The 23,780-nt window shown below is 60.3% G+C and carries 23 protein-coding genes and 4 pseudogenes; 15 read left to right on the plus strand and 12 right to left on the minus strand.

The window, feature by feature from the left end; translation table 11 throughout:
• Window positions 1-7 precede the first annotated feature (7 nt).
• The 6 genes and pseudogenes from F2S13_RS29360 to F2S13_RS06370 all read left to right on the plus strand — a co-directional run.
• A pseudogene (locus F2S13_RS29360) lies at window positions 8-70 on the plus strand (hypothetical protein); the annotation flags it as partial.
• A gap of 222 nt (window positions 71-292) precedes the next feature.
• Complete coding sequence (locus tag F2S13_RS06350) at window positions 293-1,438, plus strand: acyl-CoA dehydrogenase family protein (protein ID WP_166359741.1); 1,146 nt, start codon at window positions 293-295, stop codon at window positions 1,436-1,438.
• Window positions 1,439-1,470: 32 nt separating this feature from the next.
• Window positions 1,471-2,610 (plus strand): acyl-CoA dehydrogenase family protein, encoded by a 1,140-nt coding sequence (locus tag F2S13_RS06355; protein ID WP_246237791.1) that lies wholly within the window; start codon window positions 1,471-1,473, stop codon window positions 2,608-2,610.
• 22 nt (window positions 2,611-2,632) lie between these two features.
• Window positions 2,633-4,450: an SDR family NAD(P)-dependent oxidoreductase gene (locus F2S13_RS29680; protein ID WP_166359628.1), complete on the plus strand. Its 1,818-nt coding sequence runs from the start codon at window positions 2,633-2,635 to the stop codon at window positions 4,448-4,450.
• A gap of 63 nt (window positions 4,451-4,513) precedes the next feature.
• A complete protein-coding gene (locus F2S13_RS06365) occupies window positions 4,514-5,620 on the plus strand; it encodes a thiolase C-terminal domain-containing protein (RefSeq protein WP_166359629.1) in 1,107 nt (368 codons plus the stop codon).
• Window positions 5,621-5,708: 88 nt separating this feature from the next.
• Window positions 5,709-7,406: an AMP-binding protein gene (locus F2S13_RS06370; protein ID WP_166359630.1), complete on the plus strand. Its 1,698-nt coding sequence runs from the start codon at window positions 5,709-5,711 to the stop codon at window positions 7,404-7,406.
• A gap of 119 nt (window positions 7,407-7,525) precedes the next feature.
• Here the strand turns inward: F2S13_RS06370 and F2S13_RS06375 are convergent, their stop codons facing one another.
• Both F2S13_RS06375 and F2S13_RS06380 read right to left on the minus strand, forming a co-directional pair.
• A complete protein-coding gene (locus F2S13_RS06375; RefSeq protein WP_166359631.1) occupies window positions 7,526-8,896 on the minus strand; it encodes a DUF1329 domain-containing protein in 1,371 nt (456 codons plus the stop codon).
• A gap of 25 nt (window positions 8,897-8,921) precedes the next feature.
• Complete coding sequence (locus F2S13_RS06380) at window positions 8,922-10,847, minus strand: DUF1302 domain-containing protein (protein ID WP_166359632.1); 1,926 nt, start codon at window positions 10,845-10,847, stop codon at window positions 8,922-8,924.
• Between the two features lie 271 nt (window positions 10,848-11,118).
• On the opposite strand from F2S13_RS06380, the gene F2S13_RS06385 reads away from it, so the two are divergent.
• The 4 genes from F2S13_RS06385 to F2S13_RS06400 are packed head-to-tail and all read left to right on the plus strand — an operon-like array spanning window position 11,119 to window position 12,805.
• Window positions 11,119-11,262 (plus strand): hypothetical protein, encoded by a 144-nt coding sequence (locus F2S13_RS06385; RefSeq protein WP_178118987.1) that lies wholly within the window; start codon window positions 11,119-11,121, stop codon window positions 11,260-11,262.
• Window positions 11,259-11,690 (plus strand): acyl-CoA thioesterase, encoded by a 432-nt coding sequence (locus tag F2S13_RS06390; protein WP_166359633.1) that lies wholly within the window; start codon window positions 11,259-11,261, stop codon window positions 11,688-11,690. Before F2S13_RS06385 ends, F2S13_RS06390 begins: the two co-directional genes overlap by 4 nt.
• A gap of 60 nt (window positions 11,691-11,750) precedes the next feature.
• Window positions 11,751-12,437, plus strand: coding sequence for a TetR/AcrR family transcriptional regulator (locus F2S13_RS06395; protein ID WP_166359634.1), 687 nt, complete (start codon window positions 11,751-11,753; stop codon window positions 12,435-12,437).
• Window positions 12,434-12,805, plus strand: coding sequence for a hypothetical protein (locus F2S13_RS06400; RefSeq protein ID WP_166359635.1), 372 nt, complete (start codon window positions 12,434-12,436; stop codon window positions 12,803-12,805). The genes F2S13_RS06395 and F2S13_RS06400 overlap by 4 nt, the downstream gene beginning before the upstream one ends.
• A gap of 102 nt (window positions 12,806-12,907) precedes the next feature.
• Here F2S13_RS06400 and F2S13_RS06405 read toward each other — a convergent pair whose 3' ends face one another.
• Window positions 12,908-13,231, minus strand: a complete 324-nt coding sequence (locus tag F2S13_RS06405) for a DUF3077 domain-containing protein (protein WP_166359636.1) — start codon at window positions 13,229-13,231, stop codon at window positions 12,908-12,910.
• Between the two features lie 492 nt (window positions 13,232-13,723).
• Window positions 13,724-14,874: pseudogene (locus F2S13_RS06410) on the minus strand (transposase).
• Between the two features lie 374 nt (window positions 14,875-15,248).
• Here F2S13_RS06410 and F2S13_RS06415 point away from each other — a divergent pair.
• Window positions 15,249-15,524 (plus strand): annotated as a pseudogene (locus F2S13_RS06415) (hypothetical protein); the annotation flags it as partial.
• A gap of 62 nt (window positions 15,525-15,586) precedes the next feature.
• Here F2S13_RS06415 and F2S13_RS06420 read toward each other — a convergent pair.
• The 3 genes from F2S13_RS06420 to F2S13_RS06425 are packed head-to-tail and all read right to left on the minus strand — an operon-like array spanning window position 15,587 to window position 17,195.
• The gene (locus tag F2S13_RS06420) at window positions 15,587-16,420 is read right to left on the minus strand and encodes an enoyl-CoA hydratase/isomerase family protein (RefSeq protein WP_166359637.1); all 834 of its coding nucleotides are present in this window, start codon (window positions 16,418-16,420) and stop codon (window positions 15,587-15,589) included.
• Between the two features lie 10 nt (window positions 16,421-16,430).
• A complete protein-coding gene (locus F2S13_RS29615; protein ID WP_281354537.1) occupies window positions 16,431-16,556 on the minus strand; it encodes a hypothetical protein in 126 nt (41 codons plus the stop codon).
• Between the two features lie 12 nt (window positions 16,557-16,568).
• Complete coding sequence (locus tag F2S13_RS06425) at window positions 16,569-17,195, minus strand: cysteine hydrolase family protein (RefSeq protein WP_166359638.1); 627 nt, start codon at window positions 17,193-17,195, stop codon at window positions 16,569-16,571.
• Between the two features lie 105 nt (window positions 17,196-17,300).
• On the opposite strand from F2S13_RS06425, the gene F2S13_RS06430 reads away from it, so the two are divergent.
• From F2S13_RS06430 to F2S13_RS06440, 3 genes are all read left to right on the plus strand, one after another.
• On the plus strand, window positions 17,301-17,822 hold the full coding sequence (locus F2S13_RS06430) for a winged helix-turn-helix transcriptional regulator (protein WP_343047356.1): 522 nt from the start codon (window positions 17,301-17,303) through the stop codon (window positions 17,820-17,822).
• A gap of 37 nt (window positions 17,823-17,859) precedes the next feature.
• Window positions 17,860-18,102 (plus strand): tautomerase family protein, encoded by a 243-nt coding sequence (locus F2S13_RS06435; protein ID WP_166359626.1) that lies wholly within the window; start codon window positions 17,860-17,862, stop codon window positions 18,100-18,102.
• Window positions 18,103-18,426: 324 nt separating this feature from the next.
• Window positions 18,427-18,936, plus strand: a complete 510-nt coding sequence (locus F2S13_RS06440) for a YkgB family protein (protein ID WP_166359640.1) — start codon at window positions 18,427-18,429, stop codon at window positions 18,934-18,936.
• A gap of 46 nt (window positions 18,937-18,982) precedes the next feature.
• Here the strand turns inward: F2S13_RS06440 and F2S13_RS06445 are convergent, their stop codons facing one another.
• The gene (locus F2S13_RS06445) at window positions 18,983-19,828 is read right to left on the minus strand and encodes an AraC family transcriptional regulator (protein WP_166359641.1); all 846 of its coding nucleotides are present in this window, start codon (window positions 19,826-19,828) and stop codon (window positions 18,983-18,985) included.
• Between the two features lie 260 nt (window positions 19,829-20,088).
• On the minus strand, window positions 20,089-20,970 hold the full coding sequence (locus F2S13_RS06450; RefSeq protein WP_166359642.1) for an alpha/beta fold hydrolase: 882 nt from the start codon (window positions 20,968-20,970) through the stop codon (window positions 20,089-20,091).
• A gap of 129 nt (window positions 20,971-21,099) precedes the next feature.
• On the opposite strand from F2S13_RS06450, the gene F2S13_RS06455 reads away from it, so the two are divergent.
• The gene (locus F2S13_RS06455) at window positions 21,100-21,690 is read left to right on the plus strand and encodes a CGNR zinc finger domain-containing protein (protein WP_166359643.1); all 591 of its coding nucleotides are present in this window, start codon (window positions 21,100-21,102) and stop codon (window positions 21,688-21,690) included.
• Between the two features lie 105 nt (window positions 21,691-21,795).
• Here F2S13_RS06455 and F2S13_RS06460 read toward each other — a convergent pair whose 3' ends face one another.
• From F2S13_RS06460 to F2S13_RS06470, 3 genes and pseudogenes are all read right to left on the minus strand, one after another.
• A complete protein-coding gene (locus F2S13_RS06460) occupies window positions 21,796-22,248 on the minus strand; it encodes a DUF6130 family protein (RefSeq protein WP_166359644.1) in 453 nt (150 codons plus the stop codon).
• 111 nt (window positions 22,249-22,359) lie between these two features.
• Window positions 22,360-22,782: pseudogene (locus F2S13_RS06465) on the minus strand (organic hydroperoxide resistance protein).
• Between the two features lie 196 nt (window positions 22,783-22,978).
• Window positions 22,979-23,780: LysR family transcriptional regulator (locus tag F2S13_RS06470; RefSeq protein WP_218583831.1), on the minus strand; the 802-nt coding region annotated here is incomplete at its 5' end.

Raw genomic sequence — 23,780 nt, forward strand, 5'->3', positions numbered from 1 at the left:
CCAGGCAATGGCCAACAAGCGCGTGGCCCTTACGCTGAACATTTCGCTGGAAACGTTGAAGTGGAACCTGAAGAACATCTACGCCAAGCTGGGCGTTTCCAGCCGCTATGACGCGGTGTCCTGGGCCCGCAATCAAGGCATGACCGAACAAGCGGGGGGAGCGCAACAGCCCCCCGACAGCCCCGTTCAAATCCCCCCGCCCCGAGGGGGCGGAGCACCGATACCTCCTCCTATGATCGATCCAAAGCCCCTGGAAAAGGCGGCAGATCTTGACCCTAGGAGAGAACCAGCAATGATTCCGCGTAGCCTGTTTGACCATGAGCACGAGGAGTTTCGCAGCAGCGTGCGACGCTTCCTGGCGCAGGAATGTGCTCCCTGCCTGGAACAGTGGGAAGCAGATCATCGGGTCCCCCGGGATATCTGGGAGCGTGCAGGCGCCCTGGGCATGCTCAATGCCACGACGCCGGAAGTCTATGGCGGGCTAGGGCTGGATCGCCGTTTCTCGATGATCGCCACGGAGGAAATCTACCGGGCGGGCCAGGCCTCCGGCCTGATCGGTTTCGGGGTGCATGACATCGTCGCCGGCTACCTGGTGAATTTCGGCAGCGAACTGCAAAAGCAGACCTGGCTGCCGAAGATGGCGGCAGGCCAGGCCATCGGCGCGGTGGCAATGACCGAGCCCGATACCGGCTCCGATCTGCAGGCGGTCAAGACACGCGCTGTGCTGGACGGTGATGAGTACATCATCAATGGCGCCAAGACCTTCATCTCCAACGGCAGCAACTGCGACGTCGTGGTGGTGGTCGCCAAGACGGGCAATTCGGGCAAGGGTGCCCAGGACATTTCACTGATTCTGGTCGAAGCCGATCGCGCCGGTTTCAGCCGGTCCCAGCCACTGCGCAAGGTGGGTCTGCACGCCCAGGACACCACCATGCTGTTCTTCGAAAATGTCCGGGTCCCGAAAGAAAACCTGCTGGGTGGCGTGGCCGGGCAAGGCTTCATTCAATTGATGAAGGAATTGGCCTGGGAGCGGCTGTCCATCGCCATCAGCAGCGTTGCCGGCGCCGCAGCGGTGCTCGAAAGCACGCTTGAATACACCAAGGGTCGCACCGTCTTCGGTAAACCGATCTTCGACTTCCAGAACACGCGCTTCAAATTGGCCGACCTGAAGATGCAACTGGCGGTGTCGCAGAACTACGTCGACCTGTGCATGGAGCAGTGCCTGGCCCGGACCCTCAGCCCCGAGGCAGCTGCCGCCGCCAAGCTGTGGTGCTCGGAGCTCTACACCAAGGTGGTGGACGAGTGCGTCCAGCTGCACGGTGGCAACGGCTACATGCTGGAGTACCCGGTTGCCCGTCACTACCTCGATCACCGCGTCCTGCGCATTGCCGGCGGCGCCAACGACATCATGAAAGATCTGGTCGGGCGCACGCTCTGATCCGGGACGCAGAGGAATACCCAATGGAATACTTGATCCCCCGTACGTTGTTCAGCTCCGAGCACGAAGAGTTTCGCCGAGCCTGCCGCCGCTTCATGGAGCAGGAGATCGCTCCGTTCCACGCCCAATGGGAGAAAGACAAGTGCGTACCCCGTGAGGTTTGGCGCAAGGCCGGTGACCTGGGCATGCTGCTGCCCTCCATGCCGGAGGAATATGGCGGGCCAGGCGCCGACCGTCTTTTCGACATGGTCTTTTCCGAAGAATTCATGCGCGTGGGCGCCTCGGGCCTGATCGGCTTCGGCGTGCACGGCCTGGTGGCGTTCTACATCCTCAATTACGGGACCGAGGCGCAGAAGCAGACCTGGTTGCCGAGAATGATCGCAGGCGAGGCCGTGGGCGCCATCGCCATGACCGAACCCAATACCGGTTCGGACCTGCAAGCGGTGCGCACCCGCGCCGTGCAGGAGGGTGATCAGTTCATCCTCAACGGTTCCAAGACCTTCATTTCCAATGGCGCTTCCTGCGACCTGGTGCTGGTGGTGTGCAAGACCGGCAGCACCGGGAGTGCCAAGGACATCTCGCTGATTATCGTCGAGAAGGAGCGCGAAGGCTTCAGCCGTTCCCAGCCGCTGGAAAAGATCGGTCTGCATGCCCAGGACACCAGCATGCTGTTCTTCGACGATTGCCGCGTGCCGGTCGAGAACGTGCTTGGTGGCGTGTCGGGGCAGGGCTTCTATCAGCTCATGCATGACCTGGCGTGGGAACGGATCATCGGCGCCGTCGGCTTTCAGGCCCAGGCCGAGGCGGCGCTGCATCACACCGTCGAATACACCCGTACACGCACCGTGTTCGGCAAGGCCGTGCTCGACTTTCAGAATTCCCGTTTCACCCTGGCGCAACTCAAGGCCGAAATCCAGATCGGCCGCTCGTGGGTCGACAGCTGCATGGCCTTGTTGCTGCGCGGCGAACTGACGGCCGAAGCGGCGGCGGTGGCCAAGTACTGGACCGCGGAGCTCAGCAGCCGGGTGGTCGATGCCTGCCTGCAACTGCATGGCGGCAACGGCTACATGACCGAGTACCCGATCGCCAGGCTGTACCTGGACACCCGTGGCAACCGGATCTGGGGCGGTACCAACGAAATCATGAAGGAAATCATCGCTCGCACGTTGTGAGCGCGATCAGAGGAGAGCACACGTGTCACAAGAAATTCGTTTCGACGGTAAAGTCGCCATTGTCACTGGCGCCGGCAACGGCCTCGGCCGCGCCCACGCCTTGCTGCTGGGTGCCCGGGGTGCCAGAGTCGTGGTCAATGACCTGGGTGTCAGCACCGATGGCTTGGGCAGCTCAAGCGCCGCCGCAGATGCCGTGGTCGCCGAAATCCGCGCCCTGGGTGGCGAGGCCGTTGCTGATCACCACTCGGTGACCGAGGGCGAGAAAATCGTCGCCACTGCGCTCGAGGCATTCGGCACAGTCGATATCCTGATCAACAATGCCGGCGTCCTGCGCGACAGTTCGTTCCATAAAATGACCGAAGAGCAGTGGGATCTGATCCAGGACGTTCACGTCAAGGGCGCCTTCCGCCTGACCCACGCCGTGTGGCCGATCATGCGCGACAAGGGCTACGGCCGCATCGTGATGACCGCGTCCGGCGCAGGCATCTTCGGCAACTTCGGCCAGTGCAACTATTCCACTGCCAAGTCGGGACTGATCGGTTTTGCCAACTCGTTGGCCATCGAAGGGGCGAGCAAGAACATCCGTGTCAACACCATTGCCCCGATCGCCGCCTCGCGCATGGTAATCGCCAGTGGCATTTTCCCTCAGGAGTTGCACGACAAACTGAAGGTGGAAGACGTCGCACCGCTGGTGGGTTGGCTGTGCAGCGAGGAGTGTGCTGACACCGGCGGCCTGTTCGAGGTCGGTGGTGGCTTCCATGCCAAATACCGTTGGGAGCGTTCCCAGGGCCGGTTCCTGCACACCAATACCCTGAGCCCGGAGCTGGTGCGCGATAACTGGGAGCGCATCACCCGCTTCGATGAGCACAGTGTCTACCACCCCGATGGCGGCGAAAGCTTCAAGGAGCTGTTCGCACGCATGGACTCGCCGGCCAAGGGCGGCAATGCCTTCGTCGATATGGAGGTGGCGGCCAACGCGGTGTCCTACCTGGAAACCGAGTACGACCAGAATGATGCCGCGCTCTATGCGCTGGCCGTCGGTGCCGCGAAGGATCCGCTGGACCGTACCGAACTGCTGTACGTCAACGAGTTCGCCGGCGATGACTTCCGCGTACTGCCGACCATGGCCGTCTTGCCGGCAACCGAAGTGTTCCTGCGTGCCGCCAAGACCGGCCAGCCGCAACTCGAAGGCCTGAACCTGCCGTTCGCCAAAGGCCTGCACGGCGAGCAGTACACCGTGATGTACCGTCCGCTGCCGCCAAAGGCCAAGCTCAAGCACAGCATGCGTTTGAAAGCGGCCATCGACAAAGGCAAGAGCTCGGTCAGCGTGCTGGCCATCGAGACCACGGACGAACACGGCACGCCGTTGTTCTACAACGAGGTAACTGGCTTCTACCCGGGCGTTCCCGGTGCAGGACTGGAGCGCATCGCCAGCGAAGAGATCAACGTGCCGCCGGCGCGCGATCCCGATGCCGTGCTGGCCGACACCACCGAGATCAACCAGGCATTGCTCTATCGCCTGTGCGGTGACTGGAACCCGATGCACGTCGATCCGGACTACGCCGCCACGGCTGGCTACGAGAAGCCATTCCTGCATGGTCTGTGCACTTTTGGCTATCTCGGCCGCCACGTGATCAAGGCGTTCTGCGGCAACGATTCGCGCCTGTTCAAGAGTGTGCGTGCGCGCTTCGCGTCCATCGTGATGCCGGGCGATACCCTGGAAACCCGCATGTGGCGTGAGTCCCCGACGCGCATCGTGGTCGAGATGCGCGCCGTGGAACGGGACGTGGTCGTCCTGAAAAACGGTGCGGTCGAACTGTTCGAATCCGTCCCGGCCTGATCCCTTGGCCACCTGCCGCTTCCATGAACGGGAAGCGGCAGTTTTCTATTTCAGGAGAGAACAATGCAACGTTGCGTCAATGTGATTGGCGTAGGACTGTCACCCTTTCGTACGACCTCACTGGGACCGGATCCGACCGTGCTGGTCAGCGCTACGATACGACAGGCGCTCTCCGACGCCGGCTTGTCCGCGAGCAACATTGCCAGTGTCTACGCCGTTGCGGGCATGATGGATGGCGCGACCTTGCAGCGTGCTCTGCACCGCGTGGGGTTTTCCCATGTACCCCTCTGTCACTTCCCGGAAGGTGAGGGCGATGGCAGCATTGTGTTTGCCCGCGCTTGTCAGGCCATAGCCCAGGGCCAGGCAGAAAGCATCCTGGTGCTGGGCGTGCAGAGTGCCGCGGCGAGGTCTGCGCCAAGCCTCACGTTCGAACGTCTCGGTACCACTGCGCGAGACTACATGGCGCGTTACCAGATTCGGCAAGAGACCTTTGCCATGATCGCCGTCAAGGCGCGCCGGCATGCCGCGCTCAATCCACTGGCCGCGTTCAACCGCGCGCTGAAGCTGGAGCAGGTGCTGGGGGCAGACATGATCGCCGAACCGCTCACCCATCCTCAGTTTGCCTGGGGCAGTTCGGGTGTCGCGGCGGTTCTGCTGTGTTCCAGTGAGTTTGCCAGGCGCCACTGCAGCGGCCCGGCCGTGCGCATTGCCGCCCAGGCATGGGTTTCACCGCAGCAGGTGGCCGGTCTGAATCAGGCATCGATCTTCGCTGGCATCGACTATGACGTCAATGTTGCCGCTGCCCGGGCGTTATATGAGCAAGCGGGCATGGGGCCGCAGGAGGTCACCGTGTGTGAACTGCACGACACCAGTACCGTCAGCGAGTTGCTGCTCTACGAGGCCTTGGGTTTCTGCCCGGAAGGCAGCGCCGAGAAAATGGTCGAAGATGGCGACAATACCGAGGGTGGTAATCTGGTCATCAATCCTTCCGGTGGCCTGCTTTCGCTGGGGCATGCGTCGGCAGCGAGCTCACTGGCGCAGTGCATCGAGCTGGTGCACCAGCTGCGGGGCAATGCCGGCCGACGCCAGGTCGCCGATGCGCGATTGGCCCTGCAGCACCAGACAGGGGCCGATGGCACAGTGACAACCACTCTTTATCAGCGTGATTGAATCCTGCGGCGAACGTACACTGCGACGGCCGGGGGAACAGGAACATTATCAATGGGTGCAATGCCACCCTCAGGATGCAGGATCCGCCATGAATAACAACAATAAGCACCCGACACTGCTGCATCGCTTCCTTCACTGGGAGCTCAGTACACCCGATTCAATCTATCTGACCCAACCCTTGCCCGATGGCAGCGTCCAGGACTACAGCTGGCGTGAAGTGGGCGACCAGGCGCGACGTATGGCCGCGCACCTGCAGAGCCTTGGCTTGCCGGCGAAATCCTCGATCGGCATCTTCGCCAGGAACACCGCGCACTGGATCATCGCCGACCTGGCGATCTGGATGGCCGGACACGTCAGCGTCCCGCTGTACACCACCGCCAACAGCGATACCGTGCGCTACGTGCTGGAGCATGCCGAAATACGGCTGCTTTTCGTCGGTCGCCTGGAGGGCGATGCAGCCGGCTGGAACGCCGTTTGTACTTCGATTCCGGCGGGCCTGCCGCTGATCGATCTGCCGATGTCCAGTGGCGGCAAGGGCCAGTCCTGGGAGCGCATCGTTGCCGATACCGCGCCGTTGCAATCCGTGGTCGAACCGGCGCCAGGCGAACTCGCCACCATCATCTATACCTCTGGCAGCACCGGCGACCCCAAGGGTGTGATGCACAGTTTCGCAGCCATGTACGCCGCACCGGCGGTGACCGGCTGCATGTATGCCAACGGCCAGGGCACCTGCAGCAACGACCGCCTGCTTTCCTACCTGCCGCTTGCCCATACCGCCGAGCGGGCGGTGGTGGAGGCGATATCGCTCTACAGCGGCTGCCGGGTGTTCTTCAACCTGGGCCTGGAAACCTTCAGTGAAGACCTGCGTCGCGCGCGTCCCACCATCTTCCTGTCCATGCCACGGTTGTGGGGCAAGTTTTACCAGGGGGTCAACGAACGCATCGACCCTGCCAGACAGGCTGCCGCTTTCGCCGATCCGGTAGAAGGCAAGGCGCTGAAGATGCAGATCCTCTCGTCCCTGGGGCTTGATCAGGTGCACACCGGCCTGTCCGGGTCCGCCCCTTTGCCGGTCAAGGTGATGGAGTGGTACCGAGCGCTGGGTCTTGAATTGCTTGAAGGCTATGGCATGTCGGAGAACTTCGGCACGTCGCATTTCAGTCTGCCGGGCCAGGTCCGCGTCGGCTATGTAGGCGCGGCGATCCCGGGTGTCGAATGCCGTATTGGCGACAACAACGAAATTCTGGTGAAAAGTCCCGCGCAAATGCTGGGCTATTACAAACGACCCGAATTGACCGCCGAAAGCTATACCGCCGATGGCCTGTTTCGTACCGGTGACCGTGGCGAACTGGATGAGCAAGGGCGCCTGCGCATCACCGGACGGGTCAAGGAGCTGTTCAAGACCGCCAAGGGCAAGTACGTCGCGCCCGTGCCGATCGAGGCGAGGCTGGGCAATCACCCGCGTGTCGAGGCATCCTGCGTCACTGGCGTCGGTCTGGCACAGCCGCTGGCATTGCTCAACGTATCGCCCGATACCCGTGCCGCCCTGACCACCGCCGAGGGCCGCGACAAGGTTGCCACCGAACTTGAAGTGTTCCTGGCAGAGGTCAATGCCCAGTTCGAGTCCCACGAGCAACTGGCATGCCTGGTGGTTGTCGCACAACCCTGGACTGTCGCCAATGCGCTACTGACCCCGACGCTGAAGATTCGCCGCAATCTGATTGAGGAGCACTATCAGAGCAAGATCGAAGGGTGGGATGCCAGTCGCTGCAAGGTCATTTTCGAATAGCGCCCCCTACAGCTGTGCCCGAGCCGGTCCTTGATGACCGGCTTTTTCATGTCCGGGTAATCGTCTCCAATGCAAAACGCCCCGCAAGCGGGGCGTTTCTTTAACGGCTGGCGCCGAGGTCAGCGAATGCCGGCGTTGCGCAGGGCGGCCGGGGTGAAGTCTGCCAGCTTGGTCCGGGCACCGTATTGTGGTGCCAGCTTGGACTCGTTGCTCATGGCAGCGACTATGTAGCGTCCGGCGAGCAAGTCGTAGAACCCTTGCGCCGCAGGGGCATTCAGGCCTTTTTCGTAGTTGTTGTAGGTGTAGTTTTCACCCACGCGCCAGAGTTGGCCGCGACCGTCGTAATGGTCCACCTCGGACAGCACCCAGGTGTCTTCATCGAAGTACATGTCGCGCTTGGCATAGATATGCCGTTCGCCGGGCTTGAGTGTCGCCTGCACGTGCCACACGCGATGCAACTCATAGCGGGTCAGGTCCTGGTTGATGTGGCCAGGCTTGATGATGTCGGCATACTTGACGCTCGGCGATTGCAGCTTGTAGTTGTTGTAGGGAATGTACACCTCCTTCTTGCCCACCAGCTTCCAGTCGTAGCGGTCCGGCGAGCCATTCATCATGTCGGCGTTGTCGGAAGTACGCATGCCGTCCGAAGCCAGGCCGGGTGCGTCATAGGCCAGCTGTGGGGCGCGGCGAACGCGGCGTTGGCCGGCATTGTAGGTCCAGGCCTTGCGCGGCTCAGCCACCTGGTCGATGGTTTCATGGGCCATGGACACGGTGCCTGCCAGGCGCGCCGGGGCGTCGACCGCGAAAATGTAGTAGTAGAGGATGTTCTTCTCGGCCTGAAGATCCACGCCATCCATGAATTGCGGGAAGCTGTTCTGGTCATGGGTCTCGACCACCGTGTAGGCGCCATCGACCTGCGGTACGGCCTGGACCGACCAGCGTTCGGTGTTCTCGCCGCGGAAACGGGTTACATGGTTCCAGTAGACCTCGACGCCGCTCTTGGGGATCGGGAACGCGTAGTAGCGCGAGTCGGCAAAATTGACCAGCCCCGTGCCGTCGTTGACCAGTTGCACATTCACTGCGCTCTTTTTCGCTGCATCGTAGATCTTCGAGGGCGCCTGGGCGGTTCGATGGCTTGGATAGACCGGAATCTTGTAAGTGTCCGGATAGCGCTGGAACATGGCGAGCTGGCCGGGCGTCAGCTTTTCCTTGTACTGCTGGGCGTTGGCCGCGGTGATGGTGAACAGCGGCTTCTCGCTCTTGAACGGGTCATCGAGGAAACCCTTGGCGTCCACCGGCGCCGCGCCGGCCTTGAGGCCACCGGTCCAGGCAGGAATGCTGTTGTCGGCGTTGGCCTCTTTCTGGGCGCCCAGGGGCGTCAGGGTTGTGCCGAGTTGAGCCGCTTCCTGTTCGCTGACGGCGGCCATGACGCTGGTGGCCAGCAGGGAGAGCGCCAGGGCTGTGGAGGTGATGATCATGCTTGCTTTCATGGTTGTACCCTCTGTCTGTTGCGACTCAGAAGTTGACGCCGAAGCTGAGTGAGACGAAGTCCCGGTCGGTGTTGGTGTTGAATTGACCGCCAAAGAAGTCCGTGTAGCTCAGGCTTGCGGTGTAGGTGGAGAGGTAGTCGGCATCCACGCCAACGCTGGCGGCTTTGGCGCCTTCCTCGAAGTTCGGGCCCCATCCGTCCACGTCGTGGGACCAGGCCAGGTTGGGCGAGAGGTTGATGCCGGCAATCACGTTCGTGTAGTCCAGCTTGGCGCGCATCCGGTAGCCCCACGAGTCGGTGGTGTAGAAGCCGTGACTGTTGCATTCCTTTTGCGGGTTGGTGGCGGTGGCGCAGACGGTCGCATTCTGGGTGCCGGGGAACTCGCCGGCACCGAATACGGGACTGCGGCCGAAGCGAATGTCGGTGCCGTCGGCAGGGCCCAGGCCGTTGATGCGGTTGTAGCCGACTTCACCCACCAGGGTCAGGCGACTGGCGCCCAATACCTGATCGAAGAACTGCGTGGCAGATACCTGCGCCTGCATCACCGGCATGCGCTTGTAGCCGGGAAGTTCACCCCCCAGGGCCTGGGCCGTTTCGCCGGAGGTGAATACCGGTGAGGTCTGGGTGCGGAAATTGGTATCGGTGGATTGAATCGCCGCCAGGTTCAGGTCGGCGGTGTTGATCTGCAGCGGCATGTTGGGACGGTAACTCAGCTCGCCGCCGACGGACGTTTCGCCCAGGGTCGTCTGGAAGCTCAGTCCGTAAAGGCGGATATCCTCCGGATAATCGACGAAATAGCGGGCGGCGCGCACCCGGTCGAACTGATTCTGGGCTACGCCTAGAGAGCGGGCAGCAGCGGGCAGGGCGCCCACCTGGGCGGCGGTGATCGGCGCGACGGTGGTCTGGGTGAAGCTCAGGTAGGGGTTGCGGCTGTGATAGTTCATGGCATAGAGGCCGAACTCGGTATCGTGCAACTCCGGAACGAACCAGCGCAGAGCGAGGCCATACTGGCCGCTGTCTCGCGGGTCGTTGGTCTGCGAGCGCGGCATGTAGACGTCGTCCACCACTCTTCCCGAGAGAATCTGCGCGGCGGTCGCGGTATTGCGGGCCACGCCCGGGGCGAGGTCGGGGCCGGCGAACACCAGGCGGTCGTTGCAGCCCTGGGGCAGGGGGTCGGAACCGAAGAAGGTGCCGCAGTTGTCGACCACCGAGTTGTCCCATTCCAGCTGATAGAAAGCCTCGGCGTTGAGGTTCTCGGCCAGGCCCTGGGAGATGTAGAACATGTTGACCGGAATCAGGCCTTCCTTGACCTCGGCGCCTGGCCGACGCAGGGCGGCAACGTCCACCGGGTTGATGCTGTTGATCGAGTTGCCGATAAAGGTGCTCTCGCCCCAGCTCACCACCTGTTTGCCCAGGCGCACGTTGCCGGACAGGTCGCCGAGGTTGTAGTTGTGGTAGACAAAAGCGTCGAGGAATTCGGCACCGGAAGACTTGGCCGAGCGATCACGCCCCGAGTCGTCGATGTCGTAGAACCGGCGGCTTTCGTCCATCAACTCGAAGTCGTACCAATACTTCCCGCGCACGAAGACACCGCTGTCGCCGTACTTCAGTTCAAGGTCATGCACACCCTTGAAAATCTTCGAGAAGGTTTCTCCCTTTTTGAAGTTTTCCCGGTTGTCATCAGCGGTGCGGGTGGCTGACTCGCCGCGCAGGCCAAGGGTGTTGGCACTGTTGATGAATTTGGGGTCCGGCCCGCGTACGGCCCAACTGGCACCGATGGAAAGGGACGAATCGAATTGACCTTCTATTTCGCCGATCTGGAAGTCGACGGCATTGGCACTCACGCACGACCCAAGGCCGACAGCCAGGGCCAGCAGGTGAGGGCGCAATTCGAATGGCAAGGTGGGAGAGGACCACTGGCGTTGTGGGTTTGTATGTCTTGCGAACGTCATGTGTTGGTTACCCTTCAGTTCTTGTTGTTCTGGTTTGCCGCCACAAGAACCTAACGTTGACGCCCTTCGTACCTACCCCTCGCGTGGGGGGGTAGAAATCCCATCCACCGCCTCCCCGGAATTTTGCGGTCAAGGCCGAATTACCCCCTCCATCCGAGGGGGGATCGGGCCTCATCAATACGTGACCATCGGTCAAGGGTTTGCAGCGATCGCCTCCAGGCAGGGGCGAACGGCACCAGCCTTGAAACTGACCTTGGAGAGGACCTTTCCGATGCTATCGATGGCATTCAACACCACCCGCTCGATCATCATCGAGCGCGGTGCCGCCACCCGTCTTGCCACGCAGGTGCATAACCTGGGCGCAAGCTCCGTGCTGCTGGACGACGTGCGCGCGATCTATCGGGAGGTGCTATGAGCGACTATCGCCCCGGCCGCGAGGATTTCCGGCGCTTCTACACCATTGGCACGCGCTGGGGTGACCATGACTCCTACGGTCATGTGCAGAACATCGTGTACTATTCCTTCTTCGATTCGGCGATCAGCCATTTCCTGGTCGAGCAGGGCACCCTGGACATCGACAGCAGTCCGGTGATCGGGCTGATCGTGGAGTCGAGCTGCACCTTTCTGGCGCCGATCACCTTTCCCGATCGGGTGACGGTGGGCCTGCGCATCGCGCACCTGGGCAACAGCAGTGCCCGATACGAACTGGGAATTTTCCGCAACGACGAACCCGAGGTTTGCGCGCTTGGCTACGTGGTCTACGTGTATGTGGATCGAGCCAGCAATACCTCGGTCGCCATCCCCCAATCGGTGCGGGAGGAGTTGCGTAAACTTGCCGACTAACCGAGGTAACCCTCAAATGCGTCCTGCCACCGTCATGGCAGAATTGCCCGGAGAAACGACATGGCCAAGCCGCTTATCGACGAATCGCGACCTGGTGCCAATGGGGTGTTGCAGGTGGAAGTGCCTGCCCGGCAGCGCAAGGAACCGCGGCAGGCACGTTCCGTCGTCCTGGTAAACGCCCTCAAACAGGCAGCTCGGCGGATCCTCGAACGGCATGGGCGGGGCGAGCTGGTCGCCATGCGCCTGGCGGAAGAGTCGGGTGTGGCAATCAGTTCTATCTATGAATATTTTCCGACCATGGAATCGCTGATTGCGGCCATCTACGAAGACTACCGCAATGAAGTGCGGACCGAGCTGCTGGCCAGGATCGCCGCCTTGCCGGCCGTGACCACGCTGTATGACGGCATTGTCCTGACCATCGAAGTCGGCCTGGGCCTCTATCATCAGAAGATCCGTTTCGATCCGGGGTTCAGCGTGCGCTCGACCCACTACGACGAATTGGTGAGGCTCGACGCGATCGACACCGCAGAAGAACCGTCCGGTAGCGTCACCGAGGCCCTGATGCGCCGCTTCGCCGAAGAGGTCGTTGTACCTGACAAAGACAAGGCGCAGTTTCTGGTCTTCCACGCCTTGCTTGCCGTGTCGCGGGCGATACTGCTGGAACGGCCCGCCTACCTGACCGAAAAGGATACGGTGAAGATGCTCGCACGCATGGTGCATACGCTGCTGACGTCTGCGCAGCCATGATGTTGAGCAAGCGCGAACAGGCGCAAATCGAGCGTCGTCTGGTAGCTACCCTGACTGAGGCGTGCGAGACGGCCAAAGCGGAAATCGTGGGGTTTTCCTGGCTGACCCATGAGGTGGATTACGGCAGGTTCCCTGCCAGCCTGATGGTTGTCTGGGTCTTCGATACGCAGGCCAATAGGGATCAGGCCCTTGCCAAAGGGCAGGGCGCGCGCATGGTTGAACTGACAGCCTCGGCGCTAAGCGACGCGGATGTTGTCGTCAGCCCGGTATCGGCCCATGTGCATTTCGATAGCGAAGAGCAATGCCAGCGCGCCAATGCCGGGAACTGGCAGCAACGCCTGGCGCGCAAGCGCTCGATACGGGGTTGAAGTCGGATCGCCGCACCGCCGCCCTGACAGCGCCAGCCTGTGAGGCCGGCACTGTCATTTGCTTTATAAAGGGTATGCGGTAGCCGCTACGCTCCCTGCTTGTTACTCGCCATCAGCCTCACGCTCAGGGCTCATCCCCTCAGCACCATCCAACAACGCATCGACAATGGCCTTGGCTGTTTCGAGCGAGTGCATCGTTGCCCATATCAGGCCTTTCTCGTGGACACCGGAGCATTCGGTGGCGGCGTGCGCCGTATCTTCTGCGCATTTGAGAAAGAGTGATGCATGGACCAGCGCGTCTTCGGCATTGATTCCGGCGCGTACGGCGAACAAGGGTTCGTGACCGGCGTCGCAGGAGCCGAAGGGGGTGGTGACGGTTTTCAGAATGGTGCCGGCGGGTGGTGGATCGGGGACGATCTTAATCATGGTGACGCTCCTTGATTGGTGGAGCCGCCACGCAACGCTGCTAAACGTAATGGGTGGCAGCTGTACGCAGGTTAGCAGACCGGGAATCAAGGAACCCGGCGCGCACGAAGGCGCCCCGCGCACAGCCGCCATAAAACGAAACAGCAGGCACAAAAAAGCGCCAACTGATCGGATAGCGGCGCTTGTGCGCCTTGATTTGAGCCGAGCTGCTAAACCCGGTCGCTGAATTTGCAGCGACTGGGGAAGGGTATCGCGGTAAGGGGGAGGGCGCAACAGGGGATGAGCTGTAGGTAACCATGACATTGCTGCTTGCGACCCAGGCTGTGTGAAAACGCACTGAATACGTCGAAAGCTGAGAGCTATGGGCGTTACCTGCGAAACCAGCAGACGCAAGCGCGTATTGCCCTGGTCAGCTACATAGTCCTTCGTAAAGGCTGTTTGGGCCGCGTCAGCGGCCCAAACACCCAATCACGGACGATCAAGCGGCTGTATTCACGCCCTGATCGCTTCAAGCAGTCCTGCGATGCCGAAGATGCTCATCATTCGTTTGAGGTTGTAGGCCAGCACATGAAGGCTCATCTCGGTGCTTACCCTTGGTAGGGTTTTGGTAAGGAAGTGGGTACCTCCCATCCAGTATTTGAGCGTTCCAAAAGGATGTTCAACGGTCTGTCGGCGACGCCTCATCATCGTTGGATCATTTTCCAGCCGTACCTGCATCGCATCGATGACGGCTTCATGTTCCCAGCGCTTTACCCGGCGCTCCTTACCCGTCGTACATTGCTTGCGCATTGCGCAGGACTGGCAGCCCGAGAACCAATAACAGTGCAGTAGCATGCCGTCTTCCACCGAAGAATGCCGCCGGGTCAGTAACTGCCCCGCCGGGCACCGATACTCGTCCGATGCAGCAACGTAGATGAAGTCCTACTTACCAAATCGGCCTTCGGCTTTGCTGCCCGATGTCAGGGGTTTCGGTACGAAGGTGGTGATGCCAGCCTGCTCGCAGGCAAGGATTTCCAGACCCTTGTAATAACCTCGGTCGGCGACCACCGTCAGCGACTCGGCGCCGATCTCTTCACGCGCCTGGTTCGCCATATTGCTGAGTTGCGTCCGGTCATTGCCAACGTTGGTCACCTCACGGGCAATGATCAGATAGTGCTTGTCGTCGACGGCTGTTTGTACGTTGTAGCCAACCGTTCCGGTACCTCGGCCGCTCGTGGCCATTGAGCGTGCGTCTGGATCGGTAAGCGAGATCTGCTGGTCTGGAGTGTCGTGGAGCTGCGCCTCGATGTCCTTGAGTTTCTGCATCTGCTGTTTCAGGGTTTCTATCTTTTCTTTCAGCCGCTCGGCTTTGGCCTCGGCCACATCAACTCGACGTTGCGCTCGGCCTCACGTTCAAGCCGGCGGCTGGACTGAATCCGATTGAGATAGCCGTAGATATAGATCTTCAGCAAGATCGCTGGATGGTAGGCAGGACGCCCCGTTGCAGCAGGGTCAACACCCTCAAACCCAAGTGCGCCCAGATCGAGTTCATCGACGAAAACGTCGATCACACGCACTGGATTTTCTTCGGCAACGTAATCGTCCAGGCACTCCGGCAGCAACGTGACTTGCGTCCGAGCCTCACCTTCAATGAATCGCTTCATGATCGTCCCCGCTACGATCTCGACGATCAGAAGATTAGACAAACGCTGGTGTTTTCACACAGCCTGGACCTATAGCTGCCGCTTGCGAAGGGCAGTAATCGGCCAGGCGGTCACTCCCCGTGACCGCTCTCAATCAAAGCATGGGCCGGGGATGTCTACAGGAGTAGGGGTAGTCCAGTGGTTGCTCAATTGATCAGCAACCTACGGCGCTTGGTTAGTTATCGACTCCATCAGCAGAGATCTCGCGATCGACTCTCAAGTGGTGAGCCTCCATTCTTGAAAGCCACAGCTGGCCAGGTCGTAAGACGCGAGAGGCTACGTAATGTCTTCCTTCGCCTGCCTGGGATGGGCTAGTCGTCAAATGACTTCAGGACGTGATCGCCCACCTGCGCCTACTGGATGGCGACTACGGCGTTTTCCCCATCGATCGCCTTAACCATTGCCTGCAGACCGCGACCCTGGCCTACCGCGACCACCCCTGCTACGAGCGCGCCCGCGAGTTCGTCGACCTGTACGACAACCCCGCGTTCGACCCGGAAGGCGAAATCCTGCCGCTGGAGTTCTTCGAGCCAATGCTGCGCAGGGTCTTTGCCAGACCGAAGAACTCCCTCTACCAGCGCGCCGTCGAGCGCGTGATGCAAGACGTTTGAGGGTAATCCCATGTACGACGCGTGTTTGCCCGGTCAGCAGCAGAGTTGAAAGCGTTCACCTATCAAGGCTGGGCGGGCGAAATCAGGTTGGGCAGGTGCTCACCGAAACGCATCTCCAGGTCACTGCGTGTGCCGATGCCGCGTTCCATCAGAGCCTTGACTCGTGACTGTGTGCCGGGTCGACCGAACGCCTTGTAGAACAGCGCCTGCGATGCCTTCAGATCATCTGAATTCGGCAGCGTACTCCGATTGATGGCTTGCTTGGCTTCGCCCAGCGCAGCCTTATCGAAAGAAGCGAGGCGTTGCGCCAGGTCCCTCACGAAGGTATCCAGCTGCGCGTCCGGTAGCGCACGGTTGATCCAGCCGTAGCGTTCGGCGGTCGAAGCATCGAAGTCGCCTGCGCCGAGCACGATCTCCAGGGCCCGCGCGCGGCCAGTCAACAAGGGGAGGCGCTCCATCGCACCGCCGCCGGGCACGAGGCCGACGCCTACCTCAGGCTGACCGAAGATCGCGCGTTCGATGCTGGCAAATCGCAGGTCCAGCCCCAGCGCGATCTCGCTGCCCATGCCCCGTGCGCGACCTCGGATCAGGCCGATGGTAACCACGGGGGACTGCGCGAGGCGCAGGCTGATATCGATCCACGATGGGGGTGGAGTACCCGCAGGGAGGGGACGTGCGACGCTGGCAATGTCCCAGTGCGCGAGGAAGAAGTCGGGGTCCGCGCTATCAATGATGACGACCTTGAGCTCTGCGGATGCTTCGATCGCGGATGCGAGGTTTTGCAGTTCCAGCAGCGTGTCGTGATCCACCAGGTTGATGGGCGGATGGTAGAAGCTGACGCGCCAGATCGCCGGTGTCTCGCGATGGACGGACAGTTGCTTGTGGTCATTGGGCATGGTCGGCTCCTTATGCTGGAAGGCAATGGTGAAAGTGAAGGTAGTCGATGTTCGAGACGGCCAGCGCGCAGCACACTGCCATCATGACAATCAGGCGACCGGAAATTCCGGTCGCGATCATGGAAGGTTCGGACATGGTGTGCGCCCTTCAGTGTTGTTGCAGTGCCAGGAGGAGCTCGCGGGTGTCGACGATGCTGTGTGCAAACGTGGGCCCGTTCAACTCATGCGCGGCATGCATCATCTCGTGGCGGAAGGCTGCCGTGGCATCGCGTACCAGGGTGACGTGATAGCCGAGTTCCGAGGCGTAGCGCGCGGTCGATTCGATGCAGGTATTGGCCAGCAGGCCGACGACGATCACATGGGTGATGCCTTTCTGCTTGAGGCGAAAATCCAGGTCGGTGTTGGCGAACCCACTCGACCCCCAATGCTCCGCGGCGATGATGTCGCCGTCCCGCGGTGCAAAGTCGGGGTGCCACTCACCGCCCCATTCGCCACGGGCGAATTGATGACCCTGCATGATCTTGCGCTGGTTCGGGCTCGGGTGCGCCCAGGTCTCGTAATCGCCAGGCTCCCAGCGGCGATGCGGCACTATCACCACCTGAATGCCGCGTTCGCGAACAGCGCGATCCAGTTCCCGCAAGTTGTCGAGCAGGCCGACCTGCGTGGCGATGGGTTCGATGTGGGGATAGACTTTGCCGCCTTCGGAGAGAAAGTCGTTGTAGGGATCGACCAGCAGATAAGCCGTTGTAGCGATAGGATAGGCGGTGTGCGACATGATGGATTCCTCGCCGTTTTTGAGGGTGATCAGTCGTCCCTGGTTTGACAACGTCCGTTTAAGATATGAAAATCATATCATCAAAATCTGCAAATGGAAGTACCCGTGCCTGGCTCAAACAAATCCGTTGAAACCCTGTGCCCGGTCGCCCGTGCCGAGGACCTGGTCGGAGACCGCTGGACTGTGCTGATCCTGCGTGAGTTGTTCATGGGCCTGCGTCGCTTCGACGAGATCCAGGCGCAGACCGGTGCAACGCCGCAGATGGCAGCAACACGCCTGAAACAGATGGAGGCCGACGGCCTGGTGGTGCGCACGCCATACAGCAAAAGGCCGCTGCGCTACGCGTATCAGTTAAGCGCGAAGGGTGAAGCCTTCTACCCCGTGATCCTGGCGCTGCGTGCCTGGGGCGAACAGTGGTGCAAGTCGCCGGCCGAGGGTCTGGCGGTCAGGTTGATCCACAGTTGCGGACAACCGGCGGGCCTGGGCCCCTTGTGCGATGGATGTGGCCAGTTGTTGCGGCGCGAAGACCTGGTGGGAGAGCAGAGCCCCGCATACACCAACGAGCGCGACAGCCGGCTCGAAGCCTTCAGAATTGCCAGGAGCGGGGCTCAGGAAAAACAGGACTGACTGTGCGCCTGGTCTAGGCGAGGGCATCCGGGATGAATTGGTTTACCCGGCGGCGGGCTATCTGGGTATCGTCTACACCACGAAGATCGTGTTCATTCAGGTTACCTGGAACGCCGGCAGAACGATCGAAGTCAAGAAGGCCTTCTTCAAGGCCATTGCAGACGGCATTCATGCGAGAACCGGTTTACGCAGGGAAGACGTCTGGATCAGCCTGATCGATGTGGAGCGTGAGGACTGGTCATTCGGCAATGGGGAAATGCAATACGCACCGAAAAGCTGAGGCGGGACAAGCGCGCCGAGACGGCGCCGACTTTTTCAACTGAATCGGCCGATCTCTTCCGGTCGTGACCGGCAGAAGTCGACCCATAGCGGCCCTCCGTGAGCGGCAGAAACAGGCCAGAAGCTGCCATTCCGACTCCGACATTGGAGATTCAGAGCGCCTGTTCGTACAAGATGTGCAATGAGATCAAGACGATCTGCACTGAACACAATACGTTCAGAAGCCACGAGTGTGGAATCAAAGTCAACACTGTCTCCACTCCCAACGCACACCGCGCCGGGTTGTTGATTAGCGTTCCTCACCACACTATTGGAAGCCTTGATCATGAAAACCTTAAGCATCGAGAACAACAGAACCAACAACGCACACAACCATTCAACGCTCGGGGTCAAAACCATGGCTCTGGGCACCTACGGGGCTTACTTTGCACTCGCCGTTATTTACTTCTGGTTCGGCGGGATGAAGTTCACACACTACGAAGCCGTCGGACTGGTTCCGCTGGTGAGCAACAGCCCTTTCCTGGGTTGGGTGTATGACATTTTCAGTGTCGATACCTTCTCCAGTCTGCTCGGAGTTCTGGAAGTCTCGATAGGTATTCTGATTGCAGGTCGCTTGCTGTCACCCAAGCTTTCACTGATCGGTGGTGCGCTGTCTGCCGGGCTGTTCTTCACGACCTTGAGCTTCATGTTCTCGACCCCAGGCGTGATTGAAACCGGTCTCGGGTTTCCAGCCATCACGGTTGCACCGGGGCAGTTCCTTCTTAAAGACATCGGATTGCTTGCCGCTTCGATATTTGTGGCAGGTCATTCTCTGACTGAATTGGAAAGCCACTGATTCGGTGTTCGACCTCTTCCGGGATGGCCTGAAGCAGTTCGATGCTTCAGGCCATTGCCCCATCATCTTTTCCTGCCACATCTTTCATCCAGTCCCGAGGGCTGTAGCCTGTCTTGCGTCGAAATGCACGCGCAAGTGCCGAAGGACTTTCATAGCCGACCTCAGCAGCAATCAGCGTAATCGACCGTCCTTGACGCAGACGCTTCTGCGCCAGGCTGATTCGCCAACTCAATAGATAATCGGCAGGCGTCTGCCCGATAACTTCCCGGAAATGCACGGCGTAAGCCGCGCGAGACATGTTCGACTCACTCGCAAGCTCCGCAATTGACCAGGCACGATGAGGTGCGTTGTGAATCTGCACCAGTGAGCGCGCCAGCCGCGAATCGGCCAGCCCTGCCATCATTCCGGTCTGCAACTGTTGGTGCTCAAGCAGATGACGAAACAACAGTATGATCAGCAGTTCAAACAAGCGTTCCAGCGCTGCCTCCCTGCCACAATGCGCGCCCGCAGCCTCGCCGAACATCCATTTCAGCGTATCGGCGAGCATTGGCAGTTCGTCCAGGGACAGCACCAGACAATCGGGTAACGAAGCCGACAACGGGTTATCGACCCCGCCCTCAAACTCCATTGACGCACACAATAGTTGAGCGCCCTCGGACTCACCGGCAAACAGTTGATGCCGGCTGGGGCGTGGCATAAAAATCAGGCTTGGCAAGGTCAGCAGCACGTCCTTGCGATCGGGGCCCAGCAAAGTAACGCTGCCAGACTGCAGCAGGTGGATATAACCACGCCCTTCAGTGCCCTCGTAGGACGCCAGACCGCACAGTTTGCCATTATAAAACAGGCTTGCGCGCACACCGAACTGCGACAACAAGGTAGACAAGCGATCCATGGGCAATCTCTTGGCGAGATGTAGACGCTCAGATCATATCACCCAGGATTTGGGGGCCAACGTGGCTCAAATGGGGTGCTTGTTAACCGGTTGAATCCACAACCCAAAGCGGACGGTCGTGAAGGGTGCTTCCTGGTCAGCTGTTTCCGGTCTGTCGTTTTAAATAAGCTAACTGCAATACGCCTTGTTTAATCGCCCAGCCATGCATGGGAAATGGACACTGTCGGCGCGAACCAGGTTGCGCGCCGACAGCGCAAATCTCAATTGATGTCATTGCCCACCACTTCGACAATTCGCTGGGCAATATGCTCGGCGTGGGTCTCCAGCGCGAAGTGGCCGGTATCCAGCAACTCGACCACCGCATTCGGGTTGTCACGCTTATAGGCCTCGGCGCCTGGTGGAATGAAGAATGGATCGCCCTTGCCCCAGATCGCCAGCGTTGGCACTTGGGTATCGCGAAAGAACTGCTGGAACTCCGGATACAGCTTCAGATTGTTCTGATAGTCAAAGAACAGGTCGAGCTGGATGTCCTTGTTACCTGGCCGCTCCAACAGAAGCGCGTCCAGATAGTAAGCCTCAGGTGCAATGACCTCGGGATTGCTCACGCCTTCCACATACTGCCAGCGTGTACCTTCCAGGTGCAGGATGGCATCGTTGATCACCTGGCGATTAGTGTGCGACGGGTCGGCCCAATACTCGCGGATCGGCGCCCAGGCATCCCCCAGGCCTTCGAGATACGCATTGCCGTTTTGCGAAACAATCGCGCTCACCCGATCCGGGTAGGCCAGCGCCAGGCGCAGGCCGGTGGGTGCGCCGTAGTCGAAGAAATACATCGCGTAACGCTTGAGTTCCAGCACATCGACAAACTGCCTGACTGTCTCGCCGATGGCATCGAAGGTGTAGACGTAGTTACGTTCTGTCGGGACTTCGGTGAAGCCGAAACCGGGCAGATCCGGCGCGATGAGGCGATATTTGTCCGCCAGTAGCGGGATCAGGTCACGGAACTGGTGCGACGAGCTGGGAAAGCCGTGCAGCAGCAACAGCACCGGCGCGTCGACAGCACCGGCTTCGCGGTAGAACACCTTGACGCCGTCGGCTTCGACGAATTTGTAGGCAATGTTGGTGTGCCGGGATGTGGTCATGGATCACCTCTAATGTAACTGCATAAAGTTAGTTTTAAGGGTTACGTAAATCCATTCTGCACGGATTTTGTAACTTGTAAAGCTGTTTTTATGGGTTACAATGTGTCTATCGATTCCCTGGAGACTTCCATGACTGACTCCGTCACCACCCTTGAACTGCCTGCGCCGTTGGTACTGGCCGATCACCCGGCACTGGATCTGCTGAACACCCGCATGATGTTCGAGGGCCAGCGACGAGACCTGCTCGGAACCGATGCCGATGCGGCGTTCTGGCTGGAGCAGATCGGTTTCGGTCCGGCGACAGAAGTGGAGGGGGGCGACGGGCATTTGCTCGCCCGATTGCGCACGCTGCGCGACAGCATCGAGGACCTGCTCGCAGCTCGCCGAGAGAATCGCATTGCGGATCCGGCGGCGCTGAATGCCTTTTTGCTGCCGGCGGTACCGCAACTGGTTTGGGAGGAGGTGGGTGCGCCGGTACTGGATCGCTTCCGTCAAGGTGATGCCGCCAGCCAACGCTTGACCCGGCTCGCTTATGCCGCTGCCGAGCTATTGGCTGAGGGCGATTTCAATCTAGTGCGCAAATGCGAAAGCCCGGAATGTTCATTGATGTTTTACGACCGCACCAAGTCGCACAAGCGGCGCTGGTGCAGCATGGCGCTGTGCGGAAACCGGCATAAGGTCGCCGAGTTCCGCAAGCGGCGTCAGGGTGTTGCGGACTGACGCTGGCAGCACTGGCCGACGCCTCCGGTGCAGATGTCCTTGGCCAGTTGATCGCGTAGCCGCTACGTGGCTCAGGCGGTAGCGGCACACTGTTGCGATGGGTCGTCAATGCGAGTGCTCAATCGAGCCAGTCACGACAAACTCCTGTGTCACGTCCTGGAACACGCGGTGATTGGCGTCGACCAGCGAAATCTTCACCTTGTGCGGACCGGGCTTGAGTCCGGCGATATCGACTGTGTTGTTGTCGCTTGCATCCGCCCACCACCAAGGCAGGTCGTCAACCGTCACGTGAAGATGCCCGATGCGTGGAGATACCTTTGCGGCAGCGTCTCCAAACACGCTGACGATGCGTAAGTTCTCCACTCGGTACTGAGCCCAATAGATACCATGGGCCAGCCCCTCGGCGAGCGGGGGATCTACGGTCAGCTTCGGCGCGGGCTCGTTTTCGATCGCAACGTAAGGTGACCCGCCGCGGACTTCCCGCGCGCTCTGAGCGAATGTGCTCGTGGTGAATAGGGTAAATGCCACTACGACAAGTGTTGTGATGAACTTGAACATTGCACTTTACCTTTGGAATCGTCGAGATTGGCGGAGGGACTTCGGATGCCGACGTCGAGGCACGACAACTATCGAAAGGTTGACCCGAAATCCCCGTCGGCTTTGGTGCGGTCAGACGGATACATTGATGGCGACGTCGACGTTGCCACGAAGGGCCTTGGAGTACGGGCAGGTCTGGTGCGCGGTATCCACGATCGCTTGGGCTGTTTCCAGGTCCAGGCCCGGCACACTGACATTGAGGCGCGCCCGGAGAATGTACTCGGCCCCGGACATGCCGAGATCTACCTCAGCATCTATGGCGAGTTCGGCGGGCAAGACGACCTTGATCTTGCGGGCGGCAAGGCTCATCGCCGTTTCGAAACAGGCCGACCAACCGGCGGCAAAGAGTTGTTCCGGATTGGTGCCGGTACCGGCGGCACCGGGAGGCGACTACTCGATGTCCAGGCGTCCGTCCGAACTGCGGGCGGTGCCATTCTCACGGGCGCCTACCGTGTGGACCTTGCCCGTATAGAGAACTTTGATTGCTTGGGTCATGGGACTTCTACTCGCTTTGAAATGGAAGGAAACTTCACTGTGATGTGCCTGACCCCATGAAAGGCTTCGGTGATTCGCAGGAGCCAATCGTCAAGGACCGGGCACGTACAAAACCTACTTCCTGCCAGACTCGTCGAGTAGTCGGTAAATTCGAGAGGAATCCTTGCGCACAGTGAGAGGTCAGATACTCGACGGTCTACGGACTCTTGTACCCCAACCGCTCCCGCAATCGCGGAACCGAGAAGTCCAGGAAAGCACGCAACTTCAGCGGCACCTGGCGCTGGCTGGGGTAGATCAGGTTGACGGGCATGGGCGCAGGTTCATGCGCCTCCAGCAAGGTGACCAATGCGCCCGTTTCCACCAGGTTATCCACCTGATACGACAATGCTCGTGCGATTCCGGCCCCGGCTGTTGCGGCGATGATCGCCGCCTCGGACGAGTCCACGACGAGCCGTGAGGAGACACGGATCGCCTGTGGAATTGCGTTTGTACCGAAAGCCCAATAGTTCCCGGTCCAGAAACCTTCGTACGTCACACAGTCATGCGATACGAGATCATCAGGCTTCGACGGTGCGCCGCGGACTTGCACGTAAGTGGGGCTCGCGCACAGCACCTGTCGAAGCAACGCGATACGCGTGGCGATCATGCTGCTGTCGGGTAGTTCGCCGAAGCGTATAGCGAGATCGACGTGCTCCTCCAGGAGATTCACGTTGCGATCGGTCAATTGCAAGCGCACACGGATGTCCGCATAGGTTCGGAGAAACTCCACTACAACGGGCACCACATGCATTTTGCCCATGATCGCGGGTGCGCTGATGATCAACTCCCCCTGCGGCGCGTGATATTCGCCGGAAGCGGTTCGCTCGGCTTGCGCGATCTCTGCCAGGATCCGCCGGCATGAGGCGACGTAGTCATGCCCTGCATCGGTCAGAACAAGTTTGCGGTTGCCGCGCAGGAGCAGGCGCATGCCCAGGTGCTCCTCAAGATCCGAGACCCGG

The organism is Pseudomonas akapageensis (genome assembly GCF_011355085.1).
Lineage (GTDB): Bacteria > Pseudomonadota > Gammaproteobacteria > Pseudomonadales > Pseudomonadaceae > Aquipseudomonas > Aquipseudomonas akapageensis.

Excerpts from the sequence above, each read along its gene's own strand:
- F2S13_RS06350 (WP_166359741.1), top strand. The coding sequence starts at position 293 with ATGATTCCGCGTAGCCTGTTTGACCATGAGCACGAGGAGTTTCGCAGC.
- F2S13_RS06365 (WP_166359629.1), top strand. The coding sequence starts at position 4,514 with ATGCAACGTTGCGTCAATGTGATTGGCGTAGGACTGTCACCCTTTCGT.
- F2S13_RS06370 (WP_166359630.1), top strand. The coding sequence starts at position 5,709 with ATGAATAACAACAATAAGCACCCGACACTGCTGCATCGCTTCCTTCAC.
- F2S13_RS06375 (WP_166359631.1), bottom strand. The coding sequence starts at position 8,896 with ATGAAAGCAAGCATGATCATCACCTCCACAGCCCTGGCGCTCTCCCTG.
- F2S13_RS06380 (WP_166359632.1), bottom strand. The coding sequence starts at position 10,847 with ATGACGTTCGCAAGACATACAAACCCACAACGCCAGTGGTCCTCTCCC.
- F2S13_RS06385 (WP_178118987.1), top strand. The coding sequence starts at position 11,119 with ATGCTATCGATGGCATTCAACACCACCCGCTCGATCATCATCGAGCGC.
- F2S13_RS06390 (WP_166359633.1), top strand. The coding sequence starts at position 11,259 with ATGAGCGACTATCGCCCCGGCCGCGAGGATTTCCGGCGCTTCTACACC.
- F2S13_RS06395 (WP_166359634.1), top strand. The coding sequence starts at position 11,751 with ATGGCCAAGCCGCTTATCGACGAATCGCGACCTGGTGCCAATGGGGTG.
- F2S13_RS06400 (WP_166359635.1), top strand. The coding sequence starts at position 12,434 with ATGATGTTGAGCAAGCGCGAACAGGCGCAAATCGAGCGTCGTCTGGTA.
- F2S13_RS06405 (WP_166359636.1), bottom strand. The coding sequence starts at position 13,231 with ATGATTAAGATCGTCCCCGATCCACCACCCGCCGGCACCATTCTGAAA.
- F2S13_RS06420 (WP_166359637.1), bottom strand. The coding sequence starts at position 16,420 with ATGCCCAATGACCACAAGCAACTGTCCGTCCATCGCGAGACACCGGCG.
- F2S13_RS29615 (WP_281354537.1), bottom strand. The coding sequence starts at position 16,556 with ATGTCCGAACCTTCCATGATCGCGACCGGAATTTCCGGTCGCCTGATT.
- F2S13_RS06425 (WP_166359638.1), bottom strand. The coding sequence starts at position 17,195 with ATGTCGCACACCGCCTATCCTATCGCTACAACGGCTTATCTGCTGGTC.
- F2S13_RS06440 (WP_166359640.1), top strand. The coding sequence starts at position 18,427 with ATGAAAACCTTAAGCATCGAGAACAACAGAACCAACAACGCACACAAC.
- F2S13_RS06445 (WP_166359641.1), bottom strand. The coding sequence starts at position 19,828 with ATGGATCGCTTGTCTACCTTGTTGTCGCAGTTCGGTGTGCGCGCAAGC.
- F2S13_RS06450 (WP_166359642.1), bottom strand. The coding sequence starts at position 20,970 with ATGACCACATCCCGGCACACCAACATTGCCTACAAATTCGTCGAAGCC.
- F2S13_RS06455 (WP_166359643.1), top strand. The coding sequence starts at position 21,100 with ATGACTGACTCCGTCACCACCCTTGAACTGCCTGCGCCGTTGGTACTG.
- F2S13_RS06460 (WP_166359644.1), bottom strand. The coding sequence starts at position 22,248 with ATGTTCAAGTTCATCACAACACTTGTCGTAGTGGCATTTACCCTATTC.